This is a genomic window from Cyclobacterium sp. (assembly GCF_014762705.1).
GTDB lineage: Bacteria > Bacteroidota > Bacteroidia > Cytophagales > Cyclobacteriaceae > Cyclobacterium.
Genome location: NZ_JABURL010000049.1, coordinates 1 through 24,539, shown reverse-complemented (window position 1 = coordinate 24,539; position 24,539 = coordinate 1). Strand labels below are relative to the sequence as shown.

19 protein-coding genes are annotated in these 24,539 nt (G+C 41.2%); 5 read left to right on the top strand and 14 right to left on the bottom strand.

The window, feature by feature from the left end:
- The 5 genes from HUJ21_RS09095 to holA form a co-directional block, all read right to left on the bottom strand.
- Positions 1–702: a MotA/TolQ/ExbB proton channel family protein gene (locus tag HUJ21_RS09095; protein ID WP_166149471.1), complete on the bottom strand. Its 702-nt coding sequence runs from the start codon at positions 700–702 to the stop codon at positions 1–3.
- Between the two features lies 1 nt (position 703).
- Positions 704–1,384 (bottom strand): SPOR domain-containing protein, encoded by a 681-nt coding sequence (locus HUJ21_RS09090; protein ID WP_291368980.1) that lies wholly within the window; start codon positions 1,382–1,384, stop codon positions 704–706.
- Positions 1,385–1,518: 134 nt separating this feature from the next.
- On the bottom strand, positions 1,519–3,198 hold the full coding sequence (locus HUJ21_RS09085) for a TonB-dependent receptor (protein WP_291368978.1): 1,680 nt from the start codon (positions 3,196–3,198) through the stop codon (positions 1,519–1,521).
- Entirely contained in the window at positions 3,195–6,194 is a 3,000-nt protein-coding gene (locus tag HUJ21_RS09080; protein WP_291368976.1) for a tetratricopeptide repeat protein, read from the bottom strand. The genes HUJ21_RS09085 and HUJ21_RS09080 overlap by 4 nt, the downstream gene beginning before the upstream one ends.
- Before the next feature lie 14 nt (positions 6,195–6,208).
- Entirely contained in the window at positions 6,209–7,231 is a 1,023-nt protein-coding gene (gene holA, locus HUJ21_RS09075; RefSeq protein ID WP_291368975.1) for a DNA polymerase III subunit delta, read from the bottom strand.
- Positions 7,232–7,351: 120 nt separating this feature from the next.
- Here holA and HUJ21_RS09070 point away from each other — a divergent pair, with 120 nt between their 5' ends.
- Entirely contained in the window at positions 7,352–8,050 is a 699-nt protein-coding gene (locus tag HUJ21_RS09070; protein ID WP_291368973.1) for a tetratricopeptide repeat protein, read from the top strand.
- Here the strand turns inward: HUJ21_RS09070 and HUJ21_RS09065 are convergent.
- The gene (locus HUJ21_RS09065; protein ID WP_291368971.1) at positions 8,037–8,873 is read right to left on the bottom strand and encodes a universal stress protein; all 837 of its coding nucleotides are present in this window, start codon (positions 8,871–8,873) and stop codon (positions 8,037–8,039) included. The two genes, HUJ21_RS09070 and HUJ21_RS09065, sit on opposite strands and share 14 nt — an antisense overlap.
- A 15-nt stretch (positions 8,874–8,888) precedes the next feature.
- Complete coding sequence (locus HUJ21_RS09060) at positions 8,889–9,815, bottom strand: glyoxylate/hydroxypyruvate reductase A (protein WP_291368969.1); 927 nt, start codon at positions 9,813–9,815, stop codon at positions 8,889–8,891.
- Positions 9,816–10,126: 311 nt separating this feature from the next.
- On the opposite strand from HUJ21_RS09060, the gene HUJ21_RS09055 reads away from it, so the two are divergent.
- Complete coding sequence (locus HUJ21_RS09055) at positions 10,127–10,900, top strand: DUF2911 domain-containing protein (protein ID WP_291368967.1); 774 nt, start codon at positions 10,127–10,129, stop codon at positions 10,898–10,900.
- A 245-nt stretch (positions 10,901–11,145) separates the two neighbouring features.
- Here HUJ21_RS09055 and HUJ21_RS09050 read toward each other — a convergent pair whose 3' ends face one another.
- Positions 11,146–12,861: a sodium:solute symporter gene (locus HUJ21_RS09050; RefSeq protein WP_291368965.1), complete on the bottom strand. Its 1,716-nt coding sequence runs from the start codon at positions 12,859–12,861 to the stop codon at positions 11,146–11,148.
- Between the two features lie 72 nt (positions 12,862–12,933).
- Entirely contained in the window at positions 12,934–15,438 is a 2,505-nt protein-coding gene (locus HUJ21_RS09045) for a PIG-L family deacetylase (protein WP_291368963.1), read from the bottom strand.
- Between the two features lie 174 nt (positions 15,439–15,612).
- Here HUJ21_RS09045 and HUJ21_RS09040 point away from each other — a divergent pair, with 174 nt between their 5' ends.
- On the top strand, positions 15,613–16,557 hold the full coding sequence (locus HUJ21_RS09040; protein WP_291368961.1) for a phytanoyl-CoA dioxygenase family protein: 945 nt from the start codon (positions 15,613–15,615) through the stop codon (positions 16,555–16,557).
- A 10-nt stretch (positions 16,558–16,567) separates the two neighbouring features.
- Here HUJ21_RS09040 and HUJ21_RS09035 read toward each other — a convergent pair whose 3' ends face one another.
- Both HUJ21_RS09035 and HUJ21_RS09030 read right to left on the bottom strand, forming a co-directional pair.
- On the bottom strand, positions 16,568–18,778 hold the full coding sequence (locus tag HUJ21_RS09035; RefSeq protein WP_291368958.1) for a DUF5916 domain-containing protein: 2,211 nt from the start codon (positions 18,776–18,778) through the stop codon (positions 16,568–16,570).
- 144 nt (positions 18,779–18,922) lie between these two features.
- On the bottom strand, positions 18,923–20,116 hold the full coding sequence (locus HUJ21_RS09030) for a Gfo/Idh/MocA family oxidoreductase (RefSeq protein ID WP_291368957.1): 1,194 nt from the start codon (positions 20,114–20,116) through the stop codon (positions 18,923–18,925).
- A gap of 177 nt (positions 20,117–20,293) precedes the next feature.
- Between HUJ21_RS09030 and HUJ21_RS09025 the strand changes: the two genes are divergently transcribed.
- Together HUJ21_RS09025 and lhgO are read left to right on the top strand one after the other, a co-directional pair.
- A complete protein-coding gene (locus tag HUJ21_RS09025) occupies positions 20,294–20,986 on the top strand; it encodes a hypothetical protein (protein ID WP_291368955.1) in 693 nt (230 codons plus the stop codon).
- 106 nt (positions 20,987–21,092) lie between these two features.
- Entirely contained in the window at positions 21,093–22,292 is a 1,200-nt protein-coding gene (gene lhgO, locus HUJ21_RS09020; RefSeq protein ID WP_291368953.1) for an L-2-hydroxyglutarate oxidase, read from the top strand.
- An 11-nt stretch (positions 22,293–22,303) separates the two neighbouring features.
- Here the strand turns inward: lhgO and HUJ21_RS09015 are convergent, their stop codons facing one another.
- The 3 genes from HUJ21_RS09015 to HUJ21_RS09005 all read right to left on the bottom strand — a co-directional run bounded on the left by HUJ21_RS09015 (position 22,304) and on the right by HUJ21_RS09005 (position 24,473).
- On the bottom strand, positions 22,304–22,720 hold the full coding sequence (locus HUJ21_RS09015; protein WP_291368951.1) for a response regulator: 417 nt from the start codon (positions 22,718–22,720) through the stop codon (positions 22,304–22,306).
- A gap of 194 nt (positions 22,721–22,914) precedes the next feature.
- Positions 22,915–23,262 carry a hypothetical protein gene (locus tag HUJ21_RS09010; protein ID WP_291368949.1) on the bottom strand — a complete coding sequence of 116 codons (348 nt, stop codon included), beginning with the start codon at positions 23,260–23,262 and terminating at the stop codon, positions 22,915–22,917.
- A 2-nt stretch (positions 23,263–23,264) separates the two neighbouring features.
- Entirely contained in the window at positions 23,265–24,473 is a 1,209-nt protein-coding gene (locus tag HUJ21_RS09005; RefSeq protein WP_291368947.1) for an NAD(P)/FAD-dependent oxidoreductase, read from the bottom strand.
- Positions 24,474–24,539: the final 66 nt, after the last annotated feature.

Sequence of the window (24,539 nt, the reverse complement as noted above, 5' to 3'; positions counted from 1 at the left end):
TTATTTCTTATCCTGAAGTAAATCGATAAATTCTATGGTGGTATATTCCATGTTGTGGATCAATTTGGATACCTGGGTAACCAAATAATTGTAACCTAAATAAGCAACTATACCAACTACCAGGCCGGTTGCAGTGGTAATCATGGCTTCATAGATCCCCGTAGACAAAAGTTTGGGAGAAACCATCCCTTCCTCCTGAGCTACTCCGATAAAGGCCCTGATCATCCCAGCCACTGTGCCCAGAAAGCCTATCATAGGTGCTGCTCCTGAAACTGTCGCGAGAAGTCCCAGGTTTTTCTCCAATTTGTATATTTCTATTTTTCCTACATTCTCTATGGCTACTTCAATGTTTTTCAAAGGACTCCCGATTCTTTCCAATCCTTTAGCGATCATATGGGCTACCGGAGTTTCTTCCCCCTGGCAAATCATTTTTGCCTGTTCAATATTGCCACTTTGCACCATCATTTTGACCTGATCGATCATCCCTTTAGGTGTTTTAGAAGCCTTTTTAAGTGTAAGTACGCGCTCAACAAAAATAAAGATGGCTAAAATGAATAAAAGATAAAGGGGTATCATCATGTACCCTCCTTTTATCAATAATTCCAATAACCCAATATCCGTTGATCCATTCCCTTCCATTAAGGCAAGGGAATCCACTGCTTGCTGTCCGTCAGCTGTTGACAAAGTTTGTAATAAGATCATATTAGTATTTCAAAACCCATAAGTTTTCTTCATAATCATTTTGAGAGGATTCCATGGCCTCCAATGCCAGATCTAAATTTTCATATTGCCCAACAGCCAGCCGGTAAAAATGAATATTGCCGTAGGGATGAACCAAAAACGTATTTAATCCGGAATTATTGAGTCGGTTGGAATAATCTCTGGCAAGGTCATCATCAATGAAGCTCCCCACTACCAAAAAATACCTGGGTTGGCCTTCTCTACCTTCAATTTCTGTAAGCTGTGGTGTTGGCGGTTCTTCTTGTTCCTCTGTTTCGGCAATGGATTCCTCCGGTTCAGGGCTTGGTTCAGGATCGGGCCTTTCCATGGCCGGAGCTGTAGTTTCTTCTGAAGCGGTATCTGGGGTATTCCTGTTGAAATCATCCAAAAGACCGAAATGGTATACACCATATCCAATGATAAAAATGAAAAGCAAAATGAACAAAATCACCCAATTGGTACGGTCCTTTTTTTCTTTCTTTCCAGGGCTGGATGTTGTACCAGACCCGGGTGTACTTGCTTCATGGGTTAAGGGTGCGGCCTGCTCGGGTACAACAGCCTTTGGTGCATCTCTTTTTAATGGGCTTACATTTACCGGTGGAAGCCCAAAGTCCTCATCATTATCGGATTGGCTGTTATGATCCTTGGATTTATTTTCAGACATCTCAAAAATGGTTGATTTAATCCGCTAAGCTAAAGTAAAACCTTCAAATCGCCAATATTGCATCAAATTATTAAAGAATAATTACCTTCAATACTAACTGCAAATTTGCTGTAGCTTTTATAATATCGAATTTATCAGAATTTAAATCCGATTCCACCCAGAACTTGTATGGCCCTCACCGGATAGTAATTGAATCGTTCGTAGGATTGGTTCAATAAGTTGTTTCCTTGAATAAAGGCTGAAAATCTGCTTGTAAATGCATAATCCACACTCACGTGTAAATCCAAAATCGGATCCAATTTTCGCTGTCTGTCAGTAGCCAGATTAATGGCCTGAATCCCCCCCATCGCATTCAGGTTGGCGTGAAGCGTCCATTGCTCATTCGGTGTAAAGGTATTGTTGATCTGAATTTTCCATTCTGGCCTATGCCATGCAGTGGATATTTCATCAAGGGTGTATTGGTAATAATGGGCTGTTGCCTGCAGCTGGTAATATAGATCAAATTTATAATCCAATGCGGCATGGTATTCCAAAACCCTGGTATTGTTGTCATAAATAAGCTGAAACCTGGTACTGTCTGCGACATTGTTACCATAAAAATGCATATTGGTGAAATCCCCATACCTGAACCCTGCCTTGTAATTGGCTTCATCATTGGCTTTTCCTGAAATCCCCGCATCAACCTGAAAATTTTGCACTGTATTTCTGAGTTGTTCGGAAGGACCCAAAAAAGGATTTTCCCGTACAAAATCAAAATAGGTGTTTCGTTTTACATCGCCTTCATATCCGGCATAAATCCCAAAGGCAGGCACCAGATGATACGAAAGAGAAACCGACGGAAAAACGTAAAATTCTTTCAGTTTATTCGGGACAATATCATTTTCATGGATTACATTGGCACCGATTTTTACATGGATTCCATCTTTGATATACGTGGCATAAGGATGCAATTTGAAATAGTTTCTGTTGATCGCTTCATAATTAACATCCGTTGGAGAGGTAAAAGCAAGTTGGGACGTTATTCCGCCCTTAAGGTTTTCATTGGCCCTGAAAAGAGCCCGTACTTTTACCAGTGTTTCGGTTTCCCTGGCCTCATACCGGTCATTGAATAACCTCAATGAAAGACTGGCACCATAATCAAATGGCTCAGATTGATCAATTCTTTTGATCCCTACAGTAGTTTTGAGCGTATTAAAAACTTGTTTGATACTATCTGAAGGTATGGTTATTTCGGGATCAGGGGTGTAGCCATAAAAATGATACATGTCTCTCTGAAAATCCAGGTTGCCATAAATTTCTACAAAATCCTTGTACAAACTGCCGCTCAATCCTACTTCTGTATGATCTTCTGCAGAATTTTCCCCATCCACGGGCCCTGTATAAAAACCCTGGTGCTTCAAATGCAGGCCATAGGATTTTTCAGGATCTGGTAAATTATGTATATCAAGCTGCAGTAATGGGGAGGAATAATTTCCAAATCCAAGTTTGGCGCGACCCAGTGTTTGGTCATATACAGGCAATGGAAGCGGTTTTTGAAAGGCCTGGGTTTCCAAAACAACCGGTTCCAGGGGAAAAAAGAAATCCTTTACCTGGTAATTGTAATTAGTGGTTGCCGCTACCGGAGGAAGAACCGGGCTTTTTTCAAAAACCCTTGATTTCCTGGGTAGGCTCAATACCCTGTCTTTCCGGATAATGAATTCGGTATCCCTGATTTCTCCCCGGTCTGGCTCCTGCTGGTCCTGCCCCTTTGCCAGGCTTGAAACTAACATCCCCAACAGGGTGCATCCTACAAAAAACGATTTTATCTGATTCATTCTCCGCTTTCGTTGATTGTTGCTAATAACTTTTCTGCCTCCCCTTTGACTTCGGCGTCAGTCGAATTTTCTATGATGGACTCCAAAGTTGCTTTGGCCTGGAATTTTTCATCCATTGCCAGGTAATTTTTAGCCAGTTGTACAAATTGCTTCCCGTACCAGTAATCATACTGGCTGAAAGGCTGTGAGCGCTCAAAAATCAATTCATTGGAAGCAGTATATTGACCTGCCTCGGTTTTCATGCGGGCCAGCTCATACAGGCCTTCTGCCCCTTGAATGGTTTTATAATTTTCCACCAATGCCTGAAAGGCCTCTGTTGCTCCTGAGCTGTCATTGATCTCCTGAAGGGATTTCCCTTTGATCAGCCAGGCATTGGGCTCCGCATCGGGAGTGATATTGCCCAATTCAAGGATCTTATCGGCATTATCAATAGCTCTTTGGTATTTTTCTGTTTCATAATGAGAAATCATCAGACCAAAATAAGCTTCATATTCTTCTGCTATACTTCTTGCATTATCCGCAGTAAACTGGAAATAGGGAATGGATTTGGAAAAATTACCCCTTTCAAATTCAATGGTAGCAATTTTTTGAAACACCCTGTTTTTCAAATTTACATCTGTGGTATTTTCCAGTTCATAAAACAATGCCAATGCCTTGTCCTCATGCTGCATTTTCAAATTGGCATCGCCCAAATAAAATTTGGCTTCAGGGACCTGGGAAGCCTGGGGATAATTTCTCATGAACCCTTCAAGTGCTTTGATGGCTTGTGCAAATGACTGATTGAAAACCAGGCTTTTTGCGGCTTCAAATTCCACATTCTGAAGGTTACTGCTACTGGGGTTGGTTGAGCGGTATTCGGAAAGGTAGGTGGAAAATTCTTCAGACCTTCCCTGTAAGGAAAGGCTTTCCTGTAAACCCACCAATGCTGTTTCCCCATTACTTGCATTGGGAAAGCGATTCAATATCTGTTTATAATCTTCAATGGCTTTATCATATTCTTTAAGCGAATAATTGGCAACCGCCCTTCCCTCCAGAGCGAAGGGAATAAAGGGGCTATTGGGTTTGGAGGAAATTAACCTGGAAAAGACCTCTCTACCCTGACTGTAATTGAGTTCCTCCATGTGTATCTGGGCTTTTTGAAAAACCGCATCTTCCCAATAAAGGCTGTTGGGGTAATTGTTGATCACCTGATCGAGTTGCCGGATGGCAGCGGTATTGTCATTCTGAAAATTGGCTACCACTCCTCCCCTGAAATAGGCATAGTCGCTAAACTGGTTGTTTTCATTTACGGCCCTTCTGAAGGTAGCAGAAGCAGCATCAAATTTCTTTTGCACATAATAGACGTCACCCAACCTTAGCAAGGCGTCATCATATTGCTGCTTTTCATTATTATTTCTAAGTTTATCGGTATAAATTTTAAACTGGGTTTCTGCTTCTTCGTATTGCCCTTCATTGAAATAAGCATAACCCAATCCATAATGTGCTTTTATTAGACTTGGATCGTTTCCAGGGGGGCTCATGGCCAACAAACGTTCATAAGCCTGTATGGCAGCATCCGGTTTATTATGGATGGCGTTGACCTCCCCTTTCCAATATTGGGCTTGGTAAAGCAGACCTTTATCCATAGGGTAACGCATGGATTTATTCAGGAGATCCAGTGTTCCGTTATAATTGTTATCCCGCAAATAGGTCATCGCCTGATAAAATGCCACCTTTTGATAGGCAGATTTGATCCGATCTGATTTTTGCTGCATGCCTTCTATATGGGAAATGGCCCGCAGGTAGTTACTGGTATTGATCAAAGCGTCACTTAATAAACTTTCCGCCTCATTTACCTTTTCCCCGCGGGGATACTGTTCCAGGTAATTGTCTAATCCGGAAACGGCTTCCTGAAATTTGCCCATTTCCAAATTAACTTTGGCATAGTTAAACAATGCCTCCTCCTTAATACCAGGCTTGAAATCCATCTTATAAGCAGAACTAAAGCTATTGGCCGCAAAGGGTAAATTTTTCTGTTGAATGTAGGCATGACCTAAAAAATAACTTGATACCTGGCCCAGGTCATCATTTACCAGGGCCACATCTTTGAAAAAATTGCTGGAAGCCTCATATTGAGCTGTTTCATAATTGGCCACACCCGCCTTGTATTTCTGATCTCTGGACAACTGCCCCTTTTTCTCACCCAGAAATGACTGGTAATGAAGTGCTGCCTGGGAAAAATTCCTGTCACTGTAATAAGCTTCTGCCAGTAACAAGTGAATCTGGGCTTTATTTTCCAATCCGGATTTGTCCACCAGCGGGGCGGCATAACGGATCAGGCTGTCGAGTTTATCCTGCTGGTAATAAATGGCTGATAATATATAGGGTACCTTTAAACTGTATTCGCTGGATTTTCCGGCTTCTTTAAGGTCTGCCACGGCCAGGTCAAATTCATTTTCCTTAAAAGAGCTAAAGCCGGAATAATAATACGCACTGGCCAGGAAAGGCCCCCTGTACCTTTTAGCCCGCTCAAAATAATATTTAGATTGTGAATAATTTTTAAGTTGAAAATAGCTGTATCCGGTTTTAAAAAGATATTCGGGATGCCTGTCCTCCATGAGAGGTACATTTTGCAACAAATTAAAATTTGAAATGGCTTTGCGGTAGTCTTTTTTGGCCAAAAAATAATTACCCAGTTCCCAGGCAGCATCATGACTCAAAGGATGTCCGGGAAAATCTAAAATAAATGCTTCCAACACGGTAGGCCCTTCGGGAAAATCTCCCCTGAGTGAATTGAGACCGATATAATAAGCCACATCAACAGACCTTCCGTCACCCTCAGTGTCAATATCTAATTTTTCAAAGGCTTCTTTGGAAGAGGCGAATTGGTCTTTCTGGAATAATTCCAGTGCATCCTGAAAGGTGGATGTAACATCCCTTTGGTGCTGTGTGCTTTGGGCCATGGACGTATGAAGTGCCAACATGAAGGGCACCGAAAGCAAAATAAATCTGTTCATTCTAATCATTCTGATCAATGAAGAATTTTAAAAATGAGTTCTTTAAGTATCTGACTTTCTTCCAGATTGTTTCCAGTTACTCCCTTGGAACGTAAATCTGCTTCTCTCAGGTATCCGATGATATCAATAATCTTGCCTAAAGGATAATTTTTTCCCGCAGTGATGTATTCTTTTACAAAATAGGGATTCACTTTGAGCAGTCCTGCCAATTCGTTATCGCTCCTGGACTGGTTTGTTTTGAGCAACAGCAAACGGGTAAAGTGCGTGTAGAGCAAGTACAAAATAGGAATGATCGGATGGGATCTTGGATTTTGGGAAAAATAGCGGATGATGGTATTGGCTTTATTAACATCCTTATAGCTAAGTGATTTTGTAAGTTCAAAATTATTGTAATCCTTGCTGATACCAATATATTTTTGAATGTGTGCCGAATCGATTTGAACGGGCTCATCAAAATTAATGAGCATTTTATCGATTTCATTGGTTAACACTTCCATATTATTGCCGATAGATTCTGCAATAACCTGGCATGCCCTGGGCTCAATGGTAAATCCCTTTGATTTGATATACTTTTCAATATAAGGACCCAGCTTGTACTCCTGGATTTTATCCGATTTTACCAATACGGCTTTTTTACCCAGTTCTTTGGCCAGGGCCTTTCTGCCATCCAATATTTTGTATTTATAGGCAAACACCAGAATGGTACTGGGCAGGGGATTTTGGAGATAGGACAATAACTGCTGTACACCCTTTTCCCTGGTCAGGTCCTGAAGGTATTGCGCTTCCTTAACGATGACCAGCTGCCTTTCTGCCATCATGGGAAATCTTTTGGCATGGGTAAGGATAGATTCCATGCTGGAATCTTTACCGTATACTATGGTTTGGTTAAATCCCCGATCTTGGGGAGGAAGAGCGTGATTTTCAATAAAATCGGTAATTTTATCTATGAAATAGGGCTCCTCTCCCTGAAGAAAATATATCGGAGCAAATTTATTTCCTTCCAGGTCTTTAAGAATACTTTCCGGATTACTGGGCATACCTGAATTAAAAATATCTCTACAAGAGTGTAAATATAGAAAGAATAAAGGATTATCCAGGGTGTGAAGAAACAATCCCTGTATTATTTTTGTATGTATAATGGATCAACATCGAGGATAGTGGAAAGCATAGAAAAAGGAATTGCGTATTACAAAGAAGGGAAATTCAATGAGGCCCTTTTTATATTTGATAAATTGGTAAAAGCAGATGGCCAGAATCCCACATTACTGCACTATAGGGGAAGGGTTCAATCCCGCTTAGGGGCCTTGGATATGGCGATCAGCGATTTTGATAAATTGCTTGCTCTGGAGCCTTTTAATACCACTTTTATCAGCGACCGCGCAGTCGTCCTTCATTTGCTGAAAAGAAACCAAGAGGCCATGGAGGCCTTTGACCAGGCCCTGAATTTAGATCCTGACAATCCCTACCGCTATTCCAGCAGGGCCTACTTTAAAGACAGGATCGGAGATTTGGCCGGAGCCATAGCTGATTATGAAAAAGCCATTGAACTGGATCCTGAGGATGCCATTGCTTACAACAATAAGGGTTTGGTGGAAGAAAAACTGGGTTATCAGCAAAAATCGAGGAAAAGCTTTTCCGAAGCGGATAGGTTGTCCGGCTATGAAAATAGCCAAAATACGGAGAATTCTCTTTCTCCGGAAAAAGCATCAAGCCAGGAACCGCATTTTATCAAAGAAGATGAACCAAAGCCCATGAGTATGGGCCATTATTTTTCGATTTTAACTGATTTATTCACCAAAAAGACAACAAGAGAAGAATTCAAGCAGTTTTTAAGCTCAAAATTCAAAGGTTCTTGATTACAAATAGGGGTTTGTTGATAAAATAAGACATTTTTTTGGAGAGATTTTTGGTAAATAGTTGTTCAAACCAGGATTTCTTCATGCTGAGCGTAAATAATATATCCCCTTTAGCGGTAATCAGATAATTCTCCAGACCAAGACCGGGTTCATCACGGTAGCTTTTCAATACAAAATTTACCTTGTCGTATTGGATAAAAGGATTCAACTCTTCTACCATAAGCAGGTGCTGGGCTTTATCTATAGATTTAACCCGATTACTGACATGGACCACATCCACTTCAGCAGCATAAAATTTGGCCAATTCAACTACTTTTTGAATGGCCAGTTTGTCTTCCTCCAGGTAATCCGTTGCATAGACTAGTTTTCTAGGTGATTTAAAGAAAACTTTTTTAGGGACAATAAATACATCACAGGCAGCCTTCAAAACAACCTTACTGGACTTGGTGCCTATATAGTTCTTTTTGACTTCATTGATGCCCTCCGTTCCCATAATGATGAGATCCACTTGTTCATTTTCAGCATAATTCAAAATGCAGGGAATGGTCTTTCCTTCACGCAGTATGCCTTTACAAGCGGATAAACCATTACCGATACTTTCGTCCAAAACGGTTGCCACAAGCCGGTCTAATTTTCTCCTTGCTGATTGAAGGCTATCATCCACCATGTTTCCGGGGAAAAGTTTTTGGTAGTCCTCCCTATCAGGGACATGGTACAATATTAATATTGCACCCAATTTCTCACCAATTTTGGCAGCATATTCAATGGCATTTAGGGAGCACTCTGAAAAATCTGTAGGACAAAGAATTGTAAAGTTTTTCATAAAGAATTAATAGGTTTAATAGCCCTGGGTTTTACTAATTTGATTGATCAGGGGTTTGCCAGCCATCAGGTTGTTATAATTCTCTATAATTTGTGGGGCCGCAGCTTTATGGTTGGTGATGCTGGCAATATGTGGTGTTACGGTAATTTTATCATGTTCCCAGAAGGGGTGTGCGGCTGGCAAAGGTTCATTTTGGAATACATCCAGCAAGGCACCAGAAATAAAGCCTTCATTGATGGCGGGAATGAGGTCTTCTTCCAATAGATGTTTTCCCCGTGCCACATTGATAAGGTAGGTTCCTTTTTGACATTTTTTGAAGAAATCCTTGTTCAGAAACCCTATTGTCTTTGGTGTCAAAGGAAGCAAGCAAACAACAAGATTCACCTCATTTAAAAAATCCTGCAGCTGATTGCCATAGTAGTAAGGATGTCTGAAAGATGATTTGGGCGAATTGCCATAACCAACTACCGGAAATCCAAGACCTGCAACTTTATCCAGGACATCGCCGCCCAATTCGCCAACCCCCATCACTCCTACTGAAACCGGAATCTCAGGCTGGCTCATGTCCCAGGTTTTGGATTGATTGTCTTTGATATAACGCAGTATTTGACGGTGAAAATTGAGCACACCCATCACCACATAATTGGTCATGGAAAAGGTCAGCCTCGGATCCACTATTCGTGTAACCGGTACGTTTTCCGGGTAGTAATCTGTCATGATATGATCGACTCCCGAACCCATGGAACAGACCAAACGCAGGTTGGGAAAATCATGTAATATGCCTTTGGGGTGCTGCCAAAGTACAACCACTTCCACTGCCTCCTTATCTTTGATATCAGGAAAAACCTGCAAGTCTAATGTAGGATTGATTTCTTTAAAAACACCTGTCCAGGCGTTGATTTCCTCTGCTGATTTATTTGGAGCAATAATTGCTAATCCCATTGAAAGAATTTCGATTAAAAGATTAAAATATTCTCAAAAACGATCTCCAAAAAAGCATTTATGTATACCAACCCCCCAAACAATATCTCCCACGTCAATGCTAATATGACACAGCATTTATTTACAATTGCATATATTTACCTGACAATTAAATACCGATAAACATGTAATTTTACCTGTGCTGTAAACTCAAATTGTTTCGGATGATCACAACTACAATCTAATTATAAATTTCTATGAAAACAAAAAATGTGCTTTTTCTAATTACAATTTTGTCGTTAATCCACATAAATGGATTTTCTCAGATAAAAATGCCTCAGGCCAGCCCTAGCAGTAAAGTGGTGCAACAAGTAGGGTTAACTGAAATTCATCTCGATTATTCCAGACCTGGAAAAAAGGGTAGAAAAATTTTTGGTGAATTGGTCCCCTATGGAAAAGTCTGGAGAACCGGAGCAAACAATCCCACAACGCTTGAATTTGATACAGACATCAAGGTAAACGGACAAAATTTAGCTGCAGGTAAATACGCATTCTACACTGTACCAAATAAAAACCAGTGGACGCTGATTTTCTCCAATAAAACCGAACTATGGGGAGCTATGGGCTATGATGCCAAGGACGATGCCTTACGGGTAACTGTTCCCGTAAACAAACTAAAAAAGCCTGTGGAATCCATGACCATTCAATTTGCCGAGCTGACAGACTCCGGTGCTACCTTACAGCTGGCCTGGGATAAGAGTCAGATAGGCTTCAGGATAGAAACTGAAGTAGATCCGGTTGTCATGAAACAAATCAAAACAATGCTTATCGATCAGGACAGTGATAACCCCGGGCTTTATTTTCAGGCAGCAAACTATTATTTCACCAATGACAAAGACCTTGATACAGCTCTTGAATGGATCAATAAATCTGTAGATGCCGACCCCAAATATTATATCGTGCACCTGAAAGCAAAAATTCAAGCTGCCCTGGGTATGAAAATGGAAGCTATTGCAACGGCAGAACAATCCATGGAATTGGCCAGAGAAGCCAATAACCCGGATTATGTAAGCCTGAATGAACGATTGATTTCTTCTTTAAAATAGTCTTGTCCTGGAGTTCGGTTTTAGCCAATAATTATTATTTGATAAAAAAGGATTTTCCTTAAAATAGACACAGAAATCCCCCCAGACAAGTAAATCTTTGAAAATGAGTTTTGACCTAATTCTCAAATGGGTTGCCATTTAAGGCATTTACCTGGTAAAGGATTAGCAGCCAGCATCCGAATTTTTCTACTATAGAAAAACGGTTATTGAGGAGCTACTTTTGAAAGAAGCTCCTCATCTATTTTTTAAACTTTTTTTGCTTGAGACATGAATAATTGCAAAAATGCGGCTATCACCATGACCAGAATACAGCCGATGGCATTGTACCAGAGATATCCTACATCTACGGCAACACCGCCCACTGTTTTTCCATTGAAATAATGCAGGGTAAGGATCAATATCTCGGTAACGATGGCAGCCATAAAAACGGCTCTTCCACCTACCCACTTCAGGAAAAAACCAACCAAAAATATTCCCAATATGGTCCCATAAAAAAGAGACCCCAATAAATTGACGGCCTGTATCAGGTTTTCAAATAAAGTGGCATAAGTAGCAAAGAGTACGGCAAACAATCCCCAAAGCGCTGTAAACCATTTGGATGATAGCATATAATGCCTGGAATCTTCAGATTTTTTAATGGATCTTTTGTAAATATCCATGGTGGTAGTAGAAGAAAGGGCGTTCAGTTCCGAGGCTGTAGATGACATGGCTGCACTAAATATCACAGCAAATAACAACCCGACAATACCTTTTGGCAGATAATCCATCACAAAACGCATGAACACATAGTCTGTATCATTGGTTTCTGCCAAAGGATCATTCTTGACAATCAATGCCTTGGCCTTTTCTCTAAGCTCCTCCTGTCTGGCTGAATGATCAAATACTTCTTCCTGGTATTGATTGGTCTGTGATTCATCGTTTGATGAAATGGCTCCCAGTAGCTGCTGAATACTTTCCGTTTTGTCTTGGAAAACATCCGAATACTCCTCCTCCAATTCGGACAGATCGTCTACATATTCGCTTTGCTTGAGTTTATCCAACTGAATGGTATTGAAAATTACAGGTGGCTGGAAAAATTGGTAAAAGACAAAAACCATCACGCCAATGAAAAGAATGACAAATTGCATGGGGACTTTCAGGAAGCCGTTCATCATCAATCCCATCCTGCTCTGTGTAAGAGATCTCCCACTAAGGTACCGTTGTACCTGCGACTGGTCGGTGCCAAAATAAGACAAAAACAAAAACAATGCTCCTGTCACACCAGACCAGAAATTATACCTGTCGGAAAGATCAAACTCAAAATTGACAATATTCAATTTTTCCATTTTTCCGGCCAGGTGAAGTGCCTCCGTAAATTTGACGGGAATCATTTGAATGACAATGATACCCGCTAAAATCATCCCGCCCATCATCACGGTCATTTGTTGTTTTTGTGTGATGGATACGGCTTTGGTTCCTCCCGATACGGTATAAATGATTACCATAAACCCTATGAAGAAGTTGGTGAGCGTGAGGTTCCATTCCAGAAGAGTGGATAAAATAATGGCAGGCGCATAAATGGTAATCCCGGCGGCCAACCCGCGCTGTACCAAAAACAGAAAGGCCGTCAGAGTGCGTGTTTTCAGGTCAAAACGGGTTTCCAAAAATTCATAGGCCGTGTATACTTTTAACCTATAGTAAATGGGTAAAAATACAACGGAGATAATGATCATGGCCACCGGCAGCCCAAAATAAAACTGTATGAACCGCATCCCATCTGCATAAGCCTGTCCAGGAGTGCTCAAAAATGTAATGGCTGAAGCCTGCGTAGCCATTATGGACAATCCTATGGTCCACCAGTTGAGGTCATTTCCGCCCCTGAGATACTTTTCCATGTCTTTGGGACCATAGGTTTTGTATATACCATAGGCAGCTATGGCCAATAAGGTGCCAAACATGATGGCCCAATCCAGATAACTCATGAAAAAGTTTCGGTTAGTATATAAAATAAAACGACCAAAATTCCCAAAACGATCAACTGAAGCAAGTACAGTTTATTCCAATGCTGATATTCCTTCTCTTTCTTCACCTGCTTGTTCGATTAGGTTGACAAATAATTTAACGGCTCCAGGTACTCCTGCGGGCAATAGTCGAAACCAGGAGATTCCGGAATAGGTAAAACTTCCCTGACCATAATTGGTAAACAAAAGGGAGCCTTTAGTAGGGGTTTCATCGGGATCTTGCATCAGCAATGGTGTTTGGTAGGTGTCATCCCAATTTCCGGGAAAATACAATCCCCTCTCCTGCACCCATCCGGAAAAATCATCTTGTTCAATTTTATTGGGATGGTTCATTAGGGGATGATCTTTGAGCAGGATCTCCACAGGTGAATCTTCCACAGCTACCCTGTTCCGGGAAAGCTCCAGGGGAAAGGGCCCGAAATTTCTGGAAAGTAAAGGAGAACTGGTGTTGTATTGAACGATCAGGTTACCGCCTTCTTTTACATATTCCATCAATGCGGTAATACTGTTGGCAAAATTCTGGTTGACATTGAATGCCCTGATACCGACAATTATGGTATTATACTTACTGAAAACCGAAGGCCCGAAGCTATCGTTCTCCAACATTTCAACGGTATACCCTAAATTTCTTAAAACCCCTGGAATATCATCACCAGCACCAGGTATATAGCCAATGGTCTGATTGCTTATGTCCATTTTCATCCGGATCAGGTTAAAAGCAGCCTCCGGAAAAAAGGTTTGATTGGGAATATGCTCGTAAAGAATGCGGTTCATACCCCGTTTGAATACCATCCCATCCTCCGTCTGGAAATATACCGTATGACTTGATTTTTCTTCCCCATTGGAATTGGATAAAGCCACTTTGTAAAAATACCTGTTATTGACCTCATCTACCAGTCTTTCCTCTATCCGGTAGGCGGCACTATCCAAACCTTCAATGCCCAACTTTCCTTCCTTCATTTCACCCTCGAATGTCACCGTTACCCCTATGATGGATTCCTTTCCGTTAAGCAAAAATACATTGTCCATATCTACCGCTACTGAGGCCTGTGGTACAATGGTAAATGGCTGAATTATTTCACCATTTACCTGATCAGTGTACCGGTACTGGAGGGGAATATTGACTTCAAAAGAATGTCCGTTTATGTCGAAATACAAAGTTCCCGATATAGCAGGGTCATTAAAAGCTTTGCCAATCATGGGCTGTTCTTCTACTGCATACAGGTTGTTTTCAGGATCATTTTCAAGCCAATAGGGTTGGGAAATGGGATGATTTTTCGGGATCTGCAAGTCCATCTCCAATTCAAAAAGTTTGTTGTTGTTCACGCTGGCATCCAATTCAAAGGTGGCATCCAATGTCCTGAAAGCATGTAATTTGACTTCAGTGTTGTAGGGCTGATTTACCAAAAGCCTTCCCTTGATTTGTTCAGAGGGGTAAGACAACTCTTTATTGGCCAGGAATAATGATTTCCAACCCAATGCCGCCAAAATGATTTCATCTATCAACTGTCTTTTCTCTTTGACCCAGGTTAAATTTTCCTGAACTTCGTTCAAGGCTGATTTGATGGCGAGTAATTCTGATAAGTTTTTTTCCGGGTGTATAAAATTAAAATCTTCCTGCAAATCCTGGATTTGATGCTGAATAGTTGAGCCCTTATCCAGATTTTCCCACCTATTGGGAATCCCTTCAAAGGGTCCGCTTTCGAAAGATGCTCCTGCAACCAATTCGATAAAATCACTTCCTTCCCCAATGGCTGCAGTAGCGCCAAAACCCTGAGACTTATGCATGGTCCTGCTGTCAGCAGCAATTTGAGAATATGTGGTACCCAACAATGGATTGAATTCACCTACCGGAAAACTATGGTACTTTTTATCTGCTTTTGGTTCGTATTGCCCTCCCCAATTGTAGGCATTCCAAAATATTCTTTTGGGAGACCAGGGTTTTACCCATTTCATTTGTTCTGGAAATACATTGGGATCTCCTGCTTTTTCGAAGCCTTCTCTTGCCAGAATAGCAGAGGTGGTGTGGTGCCCGTGGGTGGTTCCGGGAGTAGTGTTAAATCTGGTAATGATGATATCGGGTTGAAAATTTCTAATTACCCATATCACATCTGATAGCAATTTTTCACGGTTCCAGTTATTAAGCGTTTCATTGGGAGTTTTGCTATAGCCAAAATCAATGGCCCGGGAAAAAAATTGTCTGCCACCATCGGTTTCCCTGGCTTTCAATAATTCCTGGGTCCGTATCATTCCCAACTGTATTCCCAATTCTTTACCTATCAGGTTTTGACCCCCATCACCTCTGGTAAGGGACAGGTAACCCACTTCTGCGTTAACGGCATTGGAAAGGTAAGCTATCAACCTGGTGTTTTCATCGTCGGGGTGAGCCGCAATGTACAAAACCCGTTTGGTCTCTTTTAATTTTAGGAGCTGGTGGTAAATTTCCGAACCACTTTGTGCCCGGGCGAATGGAGCAGCTAAGTATATTCCGGCCAGGTAAAAAACAAGCAACAGGCCTGAGCGTTTAAATAAGTTCATTGGTTGAGGTTTCATGTTTCAAGCTAATCAATGTAAAAACGATCCTGAAACTAATTTACATTAATGGAAATATAAGCAGATCAAATTGATTAAACAGCAAAATCTTAAGAATTTAGGATTTTGTAATATTAAATTTTTAATGCTATATTTTGCTTGTAAGATAAAAATTTTACCATGGCTATTAACAAAAACCACAAAGATATTCCTGGCAACCCCTCAACTGCCACATCGAGCAAGGTGTTTTTAAATGACCGGAGTAATGGTCGACCGTTAAAAGTATTGACCGAAAATGATTGGGATTTTTGGGTGGACAATGGGTATGTAATTATAAAAAATGCAGTACCTAAAGCTTTAACCACCCGTTTAAGCAAACTCTTATGGGAATTTGAAGAGAAAAACCCAAAGGATCCTGAAACCTGGTATGGGGAAGACAAGCCTGAAATGAAAATGAAGGAACTGACCAACAGTGGTATGGTGGAAATTTACAATCACCAGTACCTGTGGGATATACGTCAATATCCAAAAGTGTATGAAACTTTTACGGATATATGGGGCATAGATGAGCTTTGGGTGACCATTGACAGGGCCAATCTTAATCTGCCAGCCAGGCCTGATTTTGAATTCAAAGGCTTTATTCACTGGGATTATGATCCTGAAACAAATCCCCAGAACGTACAGGGATTGGTAGCGTTGAATGAACAGACCGACCCGAATGTCGGGGGATTTCAGTGCATCCCGGAATTATACCGGAATTATGAAACCTGGAAAAAGAGCCAGCCGGCAGACAGGGACAGGTTCAAACCTGATATCAGCGGATTTGAATTGACCAAGGTAAAGCTGGACGAGGGAGATCTTTTGATTTTTAACAGTAAATTACCTCACGGTATCCGGCCTAATATCAGCCGCGACAAGGTCAGAATGGCCCAATACATTTCGATGATGCCGGCAGAAAATGAAAACCAGGAGCTGAGAGATTGGCGCATATCTTCCTGGAAAAACAGGGTAGCCCCCGATGGTTACGCCTTTCCCGGTGATCCCAGAAACTGGGAACAAACAAAATACAAAACGGCCATCCTCAGTCCTTTAGGTCGAAAACTGCTTGGATTGGATCCCTGGTAGGCATCTTTTATCACAAGGTCCACCAGTAAGTAAATTTCAAGGCCAATGTTCTGTTTTTCACATAAAACGGGGCTGGAAGGTAATTATCCGTGAATACAAGGTAGAGGTCAGAAGCAGGCTTAAACCGCCATTGAAACCTTGTATTTAAGTTGATATTATCTATCTGCTCATTATACTGCGCAAAGGCTGTGAAAAACAAGGTATTGGTAAAGGTTACATCTACCCTGGGACCAACCAGCCAAAATCTGGTATTCCCCCAGGGCTCCGGCAAATCAATCTGGTTATAATTCCCTGTCATGGAAAGCCCTACGTATGGCTGAAACCTGTAACCAAGCTCACCGGAAACATTAAACCTTTCGCCCTGAGCAAAATATCCCCCGTATTGGGAAGAGACAGTATAGGTAAAGAGACTTTGGGGTTTGGACACGTATTCCATACCTATGGCATTCCAGGTGTGGTCAGTAAAAGCCGCCAATGTATCCCCGCTAAAGTTGGTGGGATCAAATGCCTGTTGCAACAATATCCTGTTGTAGGTATATTTCGCAGTCAGATTACTTTGGCTTCTGAACCTAATCGTGTAACCCAGTTCTGTAATATTATCCGTTTGCTCCCTATCCATATTATAAAACAAGGAAGTATTGAAAGTGGGGCCATGTCGGAGAATCTTCTTACTATTTGGGAAAAAGAGATAGGCCATGTTGGGGTTGATCCTGTAATAACCGTTTCGGGGCACATAACCCACTTCTGCAGTATAATTCGGGGATACATATTCGTGTTTCCACTCCCAGGTCAGGTTACCACTGGAATACCTCAGATTGGCGGCATGAACCATGCTCTCTCCTGATTCCACCGGACTAAAAGATTTTAGGAATAGTGCTTTTCCCGTCCAAAGGTTATTCGATGAGGCCAGGTTGTATTCCAATCCAATATTTCTATTGTAAGCAGGAACAGGTTCCGTGTCTGTTCCGTTGGTGCCGGGAATCTGGCTTGAATTGGCTTTGTTGACAAAAATTGCAGCAATATTGGAGCGTTGTCCTACTCTTCTTTGAGCTGACATAACCGTGAAATTTTGTGCGGGGGTTGCCGTTTCTTCTACTTGTCCCGTCTGCATGTTCATGGCACCAATACGCCAATCGCGGTTGATTTTGCCGCTTAGCCTGGCACCAAACTGTATTGGAGCATTTAAACCAATCCGCCTCGAAAAGAAAGGTCTGATGGTTTCATAGCCAAAATTGGCGAAAAGGTCGCCGTTTTCCAGAAAAAACTGTCTGCGTTCGGGGAAAAACAATTCAAAGCGATCCAGATTGGTGATTTGCCGGTCCACTTCTACCTGTGAAAAATCAGGGTTAACTGTGAGGTCCAGATTTAAAGAAGAACTCACGGCAATTTTAGCATCTACTCCTACCCTGTTCTGGTATTCGGTCGGTATTCCACCTTCATTGTTTTTTACACTACCCCCCATCACATAAGGGATAATGGACACATTCATACCAGCTTCCGGAGGTGCCTCATCCCAAACAAGGATACCCGTGTAGGCAAGGGATGCCGAAGGAAACTGCCTTGGAACAGGAGCCCAGGAAGACTTCTCGGTGGTTTTCAGATCTAGTCTGCTGAAGTTGATCCCCCATTCTTTGATACCTTTTTTGTACCTGATGGATTTGAAGGGTATGGCGGCCTCAAAAACCCACCTGTCATCATAATTCTGAACCTTGGATACCCATTTATTGTCCCAGCTTAAATCCACCTTTCCCCCTTCATACATGATACCATCCCATTGGGCGCCGGCAGCGTTTGCCCCAAACGAAAAGCCGTTGGTCTGGTCATCAAAGGTGTCCATGAACAAGAGGAAATTATCATTTTTTCCGAAAGAAAAATCACGACGCAATGACTCTACGTAATAGGGTCCGGGGACGGCATGGTGGTTGATCACCAGCAAATACAGCCGTTCATCATCGTAGGTCATCATGACGTCCGTATCCACCTGGGAAAAACTGGTATCCATGGGCAGGATCATGTAAAAATCACTGGCCACTTCAGCATCTTTCCAGGCCTTTTCATCCACCTTCCCATCAATGACTACCGGAGAACTGGCCCGTTTTATGTGTAACCTGTATGCATCATTGATTTTCTGACCCAAAACAGGGGCTGACAAAATCACCGCAAAAAGCAACAAACAGAACTGTCTGACTCTAAAATCTCCTGCTGTAAAACTCCAAACCATACCGCAAACCCAATATTTTCCTTTAAAACAATTAATTTTGAAGGGCAATATTAAGGTAAATAATCCTATTGTAGCCTTTTATTTCTACAATTTTCCGGAAAAACAGGGTAAATTATATTGATTGTCACATTTAGGTATCAATGGTTAATTTCTTTTCGTTTCCTGCTTAACTTCACCCGTTATTTTGTCTTTTAGTATTAATTTCTCGTCACCATTTGGCAAAAGCTCCTTTTTTATCAGGAAGTACTTTTCATCGTAGGAAACATAGGATTTTTCATGCAGGGAATCCGATTTTCCTCTCCAGTCTTCCAAAATAACTTTTTCCCAATTTTTGGTTTTTGCCGACAAAAGCGCAGCATCCAGTATGGCATTCACCACATATCCGTCATAAAAAGTTTCCAGGGGTGCTCTGCCCTGCTCCATGGCATCAAACATATCCGTAAACATGTGGGGGTAGCCCAGTTCATGGGCTTCATCTCCCACAGGAAATAACCATCCGGAATCAGACTCAGCTTTTTCTGCTACATATTTCCCCCCTTTTCCCGTAGTAAACATGTCAAAACCTGTTCTCAAAAAGCTGTTCAGCCAAATAGTACCCTCTGTTCCCATGACTTCATCCCTCAAATCCATGCCCCCGCGAAAAGTCCAACTGACTTCAAATTGACCAATGGCACCATTTTCATACCTCACTAGTCCGATAGCATGGTCTTCTGCTTCAATAGGGTGTACCTGGGTATCAGCCCAACACATGACTTCCACAGGTCGAACGGATTTGCCGATAAAGTTTCTTCCGATTTCCACACAATGACAGCCCAGGTCAATGATGGCTCCCCCGCCTGAAAGGTCTTTGTCCCAAAACCAATCACTGTGAGGGCCGGGATGGGCTTCCCTTGATTTGGTCCACAATATCCTTCCCAAACTGCCTGCCTGTACGCTATCAACAGATTTCAGAAACTTGGGGGTATAGCAAAGATCCTCCAGGTATCCTGCAAAAACCCCCGCTTGTTCAACAGCATCCAACATGCGCTTGGCTTCGCTGGCATTTCTACCAAGCGGTTTGGTACACAAAACTGCTTTACCATATTTGGCGCAGGCCATCACAGCTTCTTCGTGCAGGTGGTTGGGCAGGGCAATGATCACAGCATCAATACTTTCATCTTTGATGACTTGTCCCATATCGGTGCTGTATGCCTTCAATCCATAATTTGAGGCAAATCTTTTCGCATTAGTTTCATTTCTGGAATATACAGCGGTGATTTGATCCCTCCTTCTTTGAGCATGTAGGGTATCCGCATAAAATCGGGCAATAAACCCGGATCCAAGCATAGCAATATTCATGGGTTTTTATAAATTGGTTGCTTAAATGTACCAAATTTGTTGAAAAATGAAAATTTAGGATCATCAGCATCAAACGATCCTATTAACTTTAATTTTGATTAGTTTTCCCGGATGCCCCGGATTTGATACTCTCAATAAGCAAAACAATTTCATGACAATTTCAACTTTAATACAAGCATGTACTCACTGAGCAAAGCCGAAGACATAGCGCACTTTTTGGAATGGGCCGGGGAAAAGGGTATGTTTCTGGAATATGATGAGGCAAAACATAAAATCCGCATCATTTTAAAAGAAGCAAGAATTGCCGAGTTGAGGCTTCCTGTCTCAGCAGAATATACACCTGAGACAGGCCAATTAAAATTTGAAGAAAAAAATCACATCTTGTGCATGGTGAGAGCCGGGATGGCCGCAGTGGGATATTTTGAAAATGGCATCAATATTTCCCACAAAGTTTTCAGAGCCTATATGGTCAGAAAAAAACAGGGTAAAAGTCAAATAAAATACCTGAAAACCAAGGGTAAATCCAGGGCAGGATCCAGGGTAAGGCTGGGAGAATCCGAAAGCTTTTTCAACCAGATCAATGATAGGATATCATCCTATCTGAACAACTATCATGTCGATTTTATTGGTTATTCCTGTTCAAAAACCTTATGGCCCTTTCTCTTTAAACCAGATTCCGACTTGCAAAAAAACAAGAACCTGCTGTACAAAATCCCTTTCCATATCCAACAACCAACCTATGATAAACTATTAGAAATCAATAGGTTAATTCATTTATCAGCAATTAAAGTTGAAGAAAGTGAGAAAGCTCATTTTGCCGCCTACTTCAAGGAAGATTCGGATTCATCTCAGGAAGACGAGCTTTGGTAAGTGCCTGGATGAAGGTGACTTAAAGCCTATACAAATATTTAGTGGATAAAACTATAAAGAAGTTACCTTCCTACCCTTTATATTTGCCATTATAGATTCAAAAAATATGCAATACGATATTACCATTATAGGTGGAGGCATTGTTGGACTCGCAACAGGATTAAAAATAAAAATCCAGAAACCTGATTTAAAAGTAGCTATTCTTGAAAAAGAGGATGCCCTGGCCAGGCATCAAACCGGAAACAATAGTGGAGTGATCCATTCGGGCTTGTATTACAAGCCCGGAAGTCATAAAGCCAGAAATTGCATTGACGGTTACCGACAGCTGGTACAATATTGCAAAACACATGATATTCCATTTGAAATAACCGGCAAGGTGGTGGTTGCAACTGAAAAGGAGCAGTTGCCTCAGTTAAAATTTTTAATGGACAGGGGCTTGCAAAATGGTCTGGCTGGCATAAAATCCATAACCATGGATGAGTTAAGGGATTTGGAACCTTATTGTAATGGACTCGGTGCATTGCATGTGCCTCAAACAGGAATTGTAGATTACAAAGCGGTTGCCCTTAGCTATGGGAAAGAGTTCCAGGCACTGGATGGAAAGATACTTCTTGGTCATAAAGTACTGAATATAAGTAATTTAAAAAATAAAATCGTTATTAAAACTTCAAGTAATGAGTTGACTACCAAAGTGCTGATCAATTGTGCCGGTTTATATGCTGATAAAATTGCCGAACTCCACGAAAAAACGACCTTGCCCATAAGGATCATTCCTTTCAGGGGGGAGTATTACAAAATCAAAAAAGAAAGGCAGTACCTCGTAAAGAACTTGATTTATCCTGTTCCAGACCCAAATTTCCCCTTTTTAGGGGTGCATTTCACCCGAATGATGAAAGGCGGAGTAGAAGCCGGCCCCAATGCTGTACTTGCTTTTAAAAAAGAAGGTTACCGCAAAAGCGATTTTAACCTGAAGGAATTTTTGGAAGCCATTACCTGGCCCGGGCTACAAAAAGTGGCGGGAAAGTATTGGAAAACGGGTTTGGGAGAATACAAAAGATCGTTTTCAAAAAAGGCCTTTACTGCGGCACTTCAGCAATTGATACCCGATATCCAGGAAAGTGATCTGGAAAGTGGTGGTGCTGGTGTGAGGGCGCAAGCATGCGATAAGAACGGAGGGCTTTTGGATGATTTTGCGATACATGAGACGATCCAAGCCGTTCATGTGATCAATGCACCTTCTCCAGCAGCCACCAGTGCTCTTTCTATCGCAGATAAAGTGACTGAACTTGCTTTGGCCAAATTGTAAAATAAAATGCATCAGGAATGATGATGATTCTTCCAAAACTCAATAGTGGTACAGATCAGTCGCTGATAGGCATCAATCTGAAGGGGTTTTGTCAGATAAGCATTGGCACCCAATGACACAGATTTGAAGGCATCACTATTACTGGAACTTGAGGAAAACATGATAATTGGAACCAAGGCCAGTTGTGCGTTTGCCCTGATTCGCTCCAGCATTTCAAACCCGTTGATTTTGGGCATGTTGATATCAGAAATAATAATGAATTTTTCCATTTGAAAAATTTCCGGATTGATTCCTTCAATATAATTCAAAAATTTCTCGGGATGAGAAAAGCTCTTAAATTTAATAGGGTATGAAATATCGGAGATAGCGTCTTCGATAATTAAAATATCAACATCACTATCATCCACTACTACCAGATTTATGCACATGTGTGGACCAGAACGTTTTCGTTTATTGGATTAATTAAGGTATGTTTTTCTTTTAAAGATTAACTTTACCCCAATCCCGCAAAGATATTACATCCCTTTCACTTCAACTACATATTAATAAAATCATTGGCTGTTATCCGCTCAATATAACAAAAATTCAAACCGTATTTGGACAAAAAGGTTTTAAGCAACTACTACCTGTATGCCTTCACTTCCTCCAGGACATCATTTGTTGCTTCAAGGAATTCATTCTTATGCGCCTCAATGCCATCAGCAAAACCTTTTTCCAACATTAACCGCTTTCCATTCCCTATGATAATGGCTAATTTTTCCAAATCAAACAGACCCAGGGTAGGTTTGATTTTGTGTCTTGCCTGTTTGATCGTTGGTAGGCTCTCCTCTTCTATTCCTCTGATATAGGTAGTCTGGAGTTCTTCAACTGCAACATGAATGGCATCTAACAATTGATTTCTAAAAACCACATCATCTTCTACCATTTCTTCAATTTTTTTGAAATCAATATTTTTATACTTTTTCTCCATAATTATAATTTAGTTGAAGATTTCCCAGCCAGAAATCCGGTACTCCAGGCTGCCTGAAAATTATATCCTCCGGTTATCCCATCCACGTCAATTACCTCTCCTGCAAAAAACAATCCTGGTATCAACTTGCTTTCCATGGTGTTGGAATCGATTTGCTGGAGATCCACTCCCCCCGCGGTGACAAATTCTTCCTTAAAGGTAGTTTTTCCTGAGATTATTAATGAAAAGTTGAATAGGTTTTCTATCAATTTATTGATTTTTTTTTTGCTTATTTCTCCCCAAATCAAATTGTCCTCAATAGCGGCATGAGCGACTAAATATTGCCATAACCTTGCTGGCAAGTCAAAAAGTGCATTTTTTAGGATATTTTTTTTTGGGTGGGCCTGCTTAAAGGCATTTAATGCTGTTTTTAATCCGAACTCGGTAAAGCTTTCATCCCAATTGATTAATACCTTAGCTTTATATTGATGGTCATACAGCCAATCGGCTCCAAAAGCGGAAAGTTTCAGGACGGCCGGACCGGAAATCCCCCAATGGGTAATGAGGATTGGTCCTGAATATTGGAGTTTTGTCCCCTCAAACCTGATTTTACCATGAGGTACACTTATTCCCTTTAACAACTTTAACCCCGAATCAGGGGTATTGAATGTAAATAATGAAGGAATGGGGTCTATTATCGAATGTCCCAACTTTTCTAAAAAGGAATAACTATCCTTTTTGTTGCTTCCTCCTGAGCAAATGATTAAGCGATCTACTTTTTCTTCAAATCCATTTCCCTGAAGCAAAAAACTACCATCAAGCGGTAGTACCTTTTGAATGGCCTGGCGGGTCATCACATCTACCTGATGTTTCCTTGCCTCCTCTAAAAGTACATTTACAATGGTCTGGGAATCATCACTTTGTGGAAAAACCCTTAAATCCGCTTCCGTCTTGAGCAGAACGCCTTTGCTTTCAAACCAGGCCATGGTGTCGGATGTACTGAAATAGCGGAAAACATTTTTCAAAAAACGGCTGCCTCTAGGGTATCCCTTTAACAATTCGTTTGAAAAAAATGTCCCCTGAGTCAGGTTGCATCTCCCTCCTCCGGACACCAATACTTTCGAAAGTACTTTCGGACTTTTTTCAAAAAGTTTAACTTTATTGCCGGTATATGCTGCGTGAATGGCTGCAAAAAATCCGGCCGCACCGCCACCAATTACTCCTATTTTCATATTATATGTAAGGTATTCATAAATTGCACCGTTAAATTATTCATTTTTAGAATAACAAATGACAAA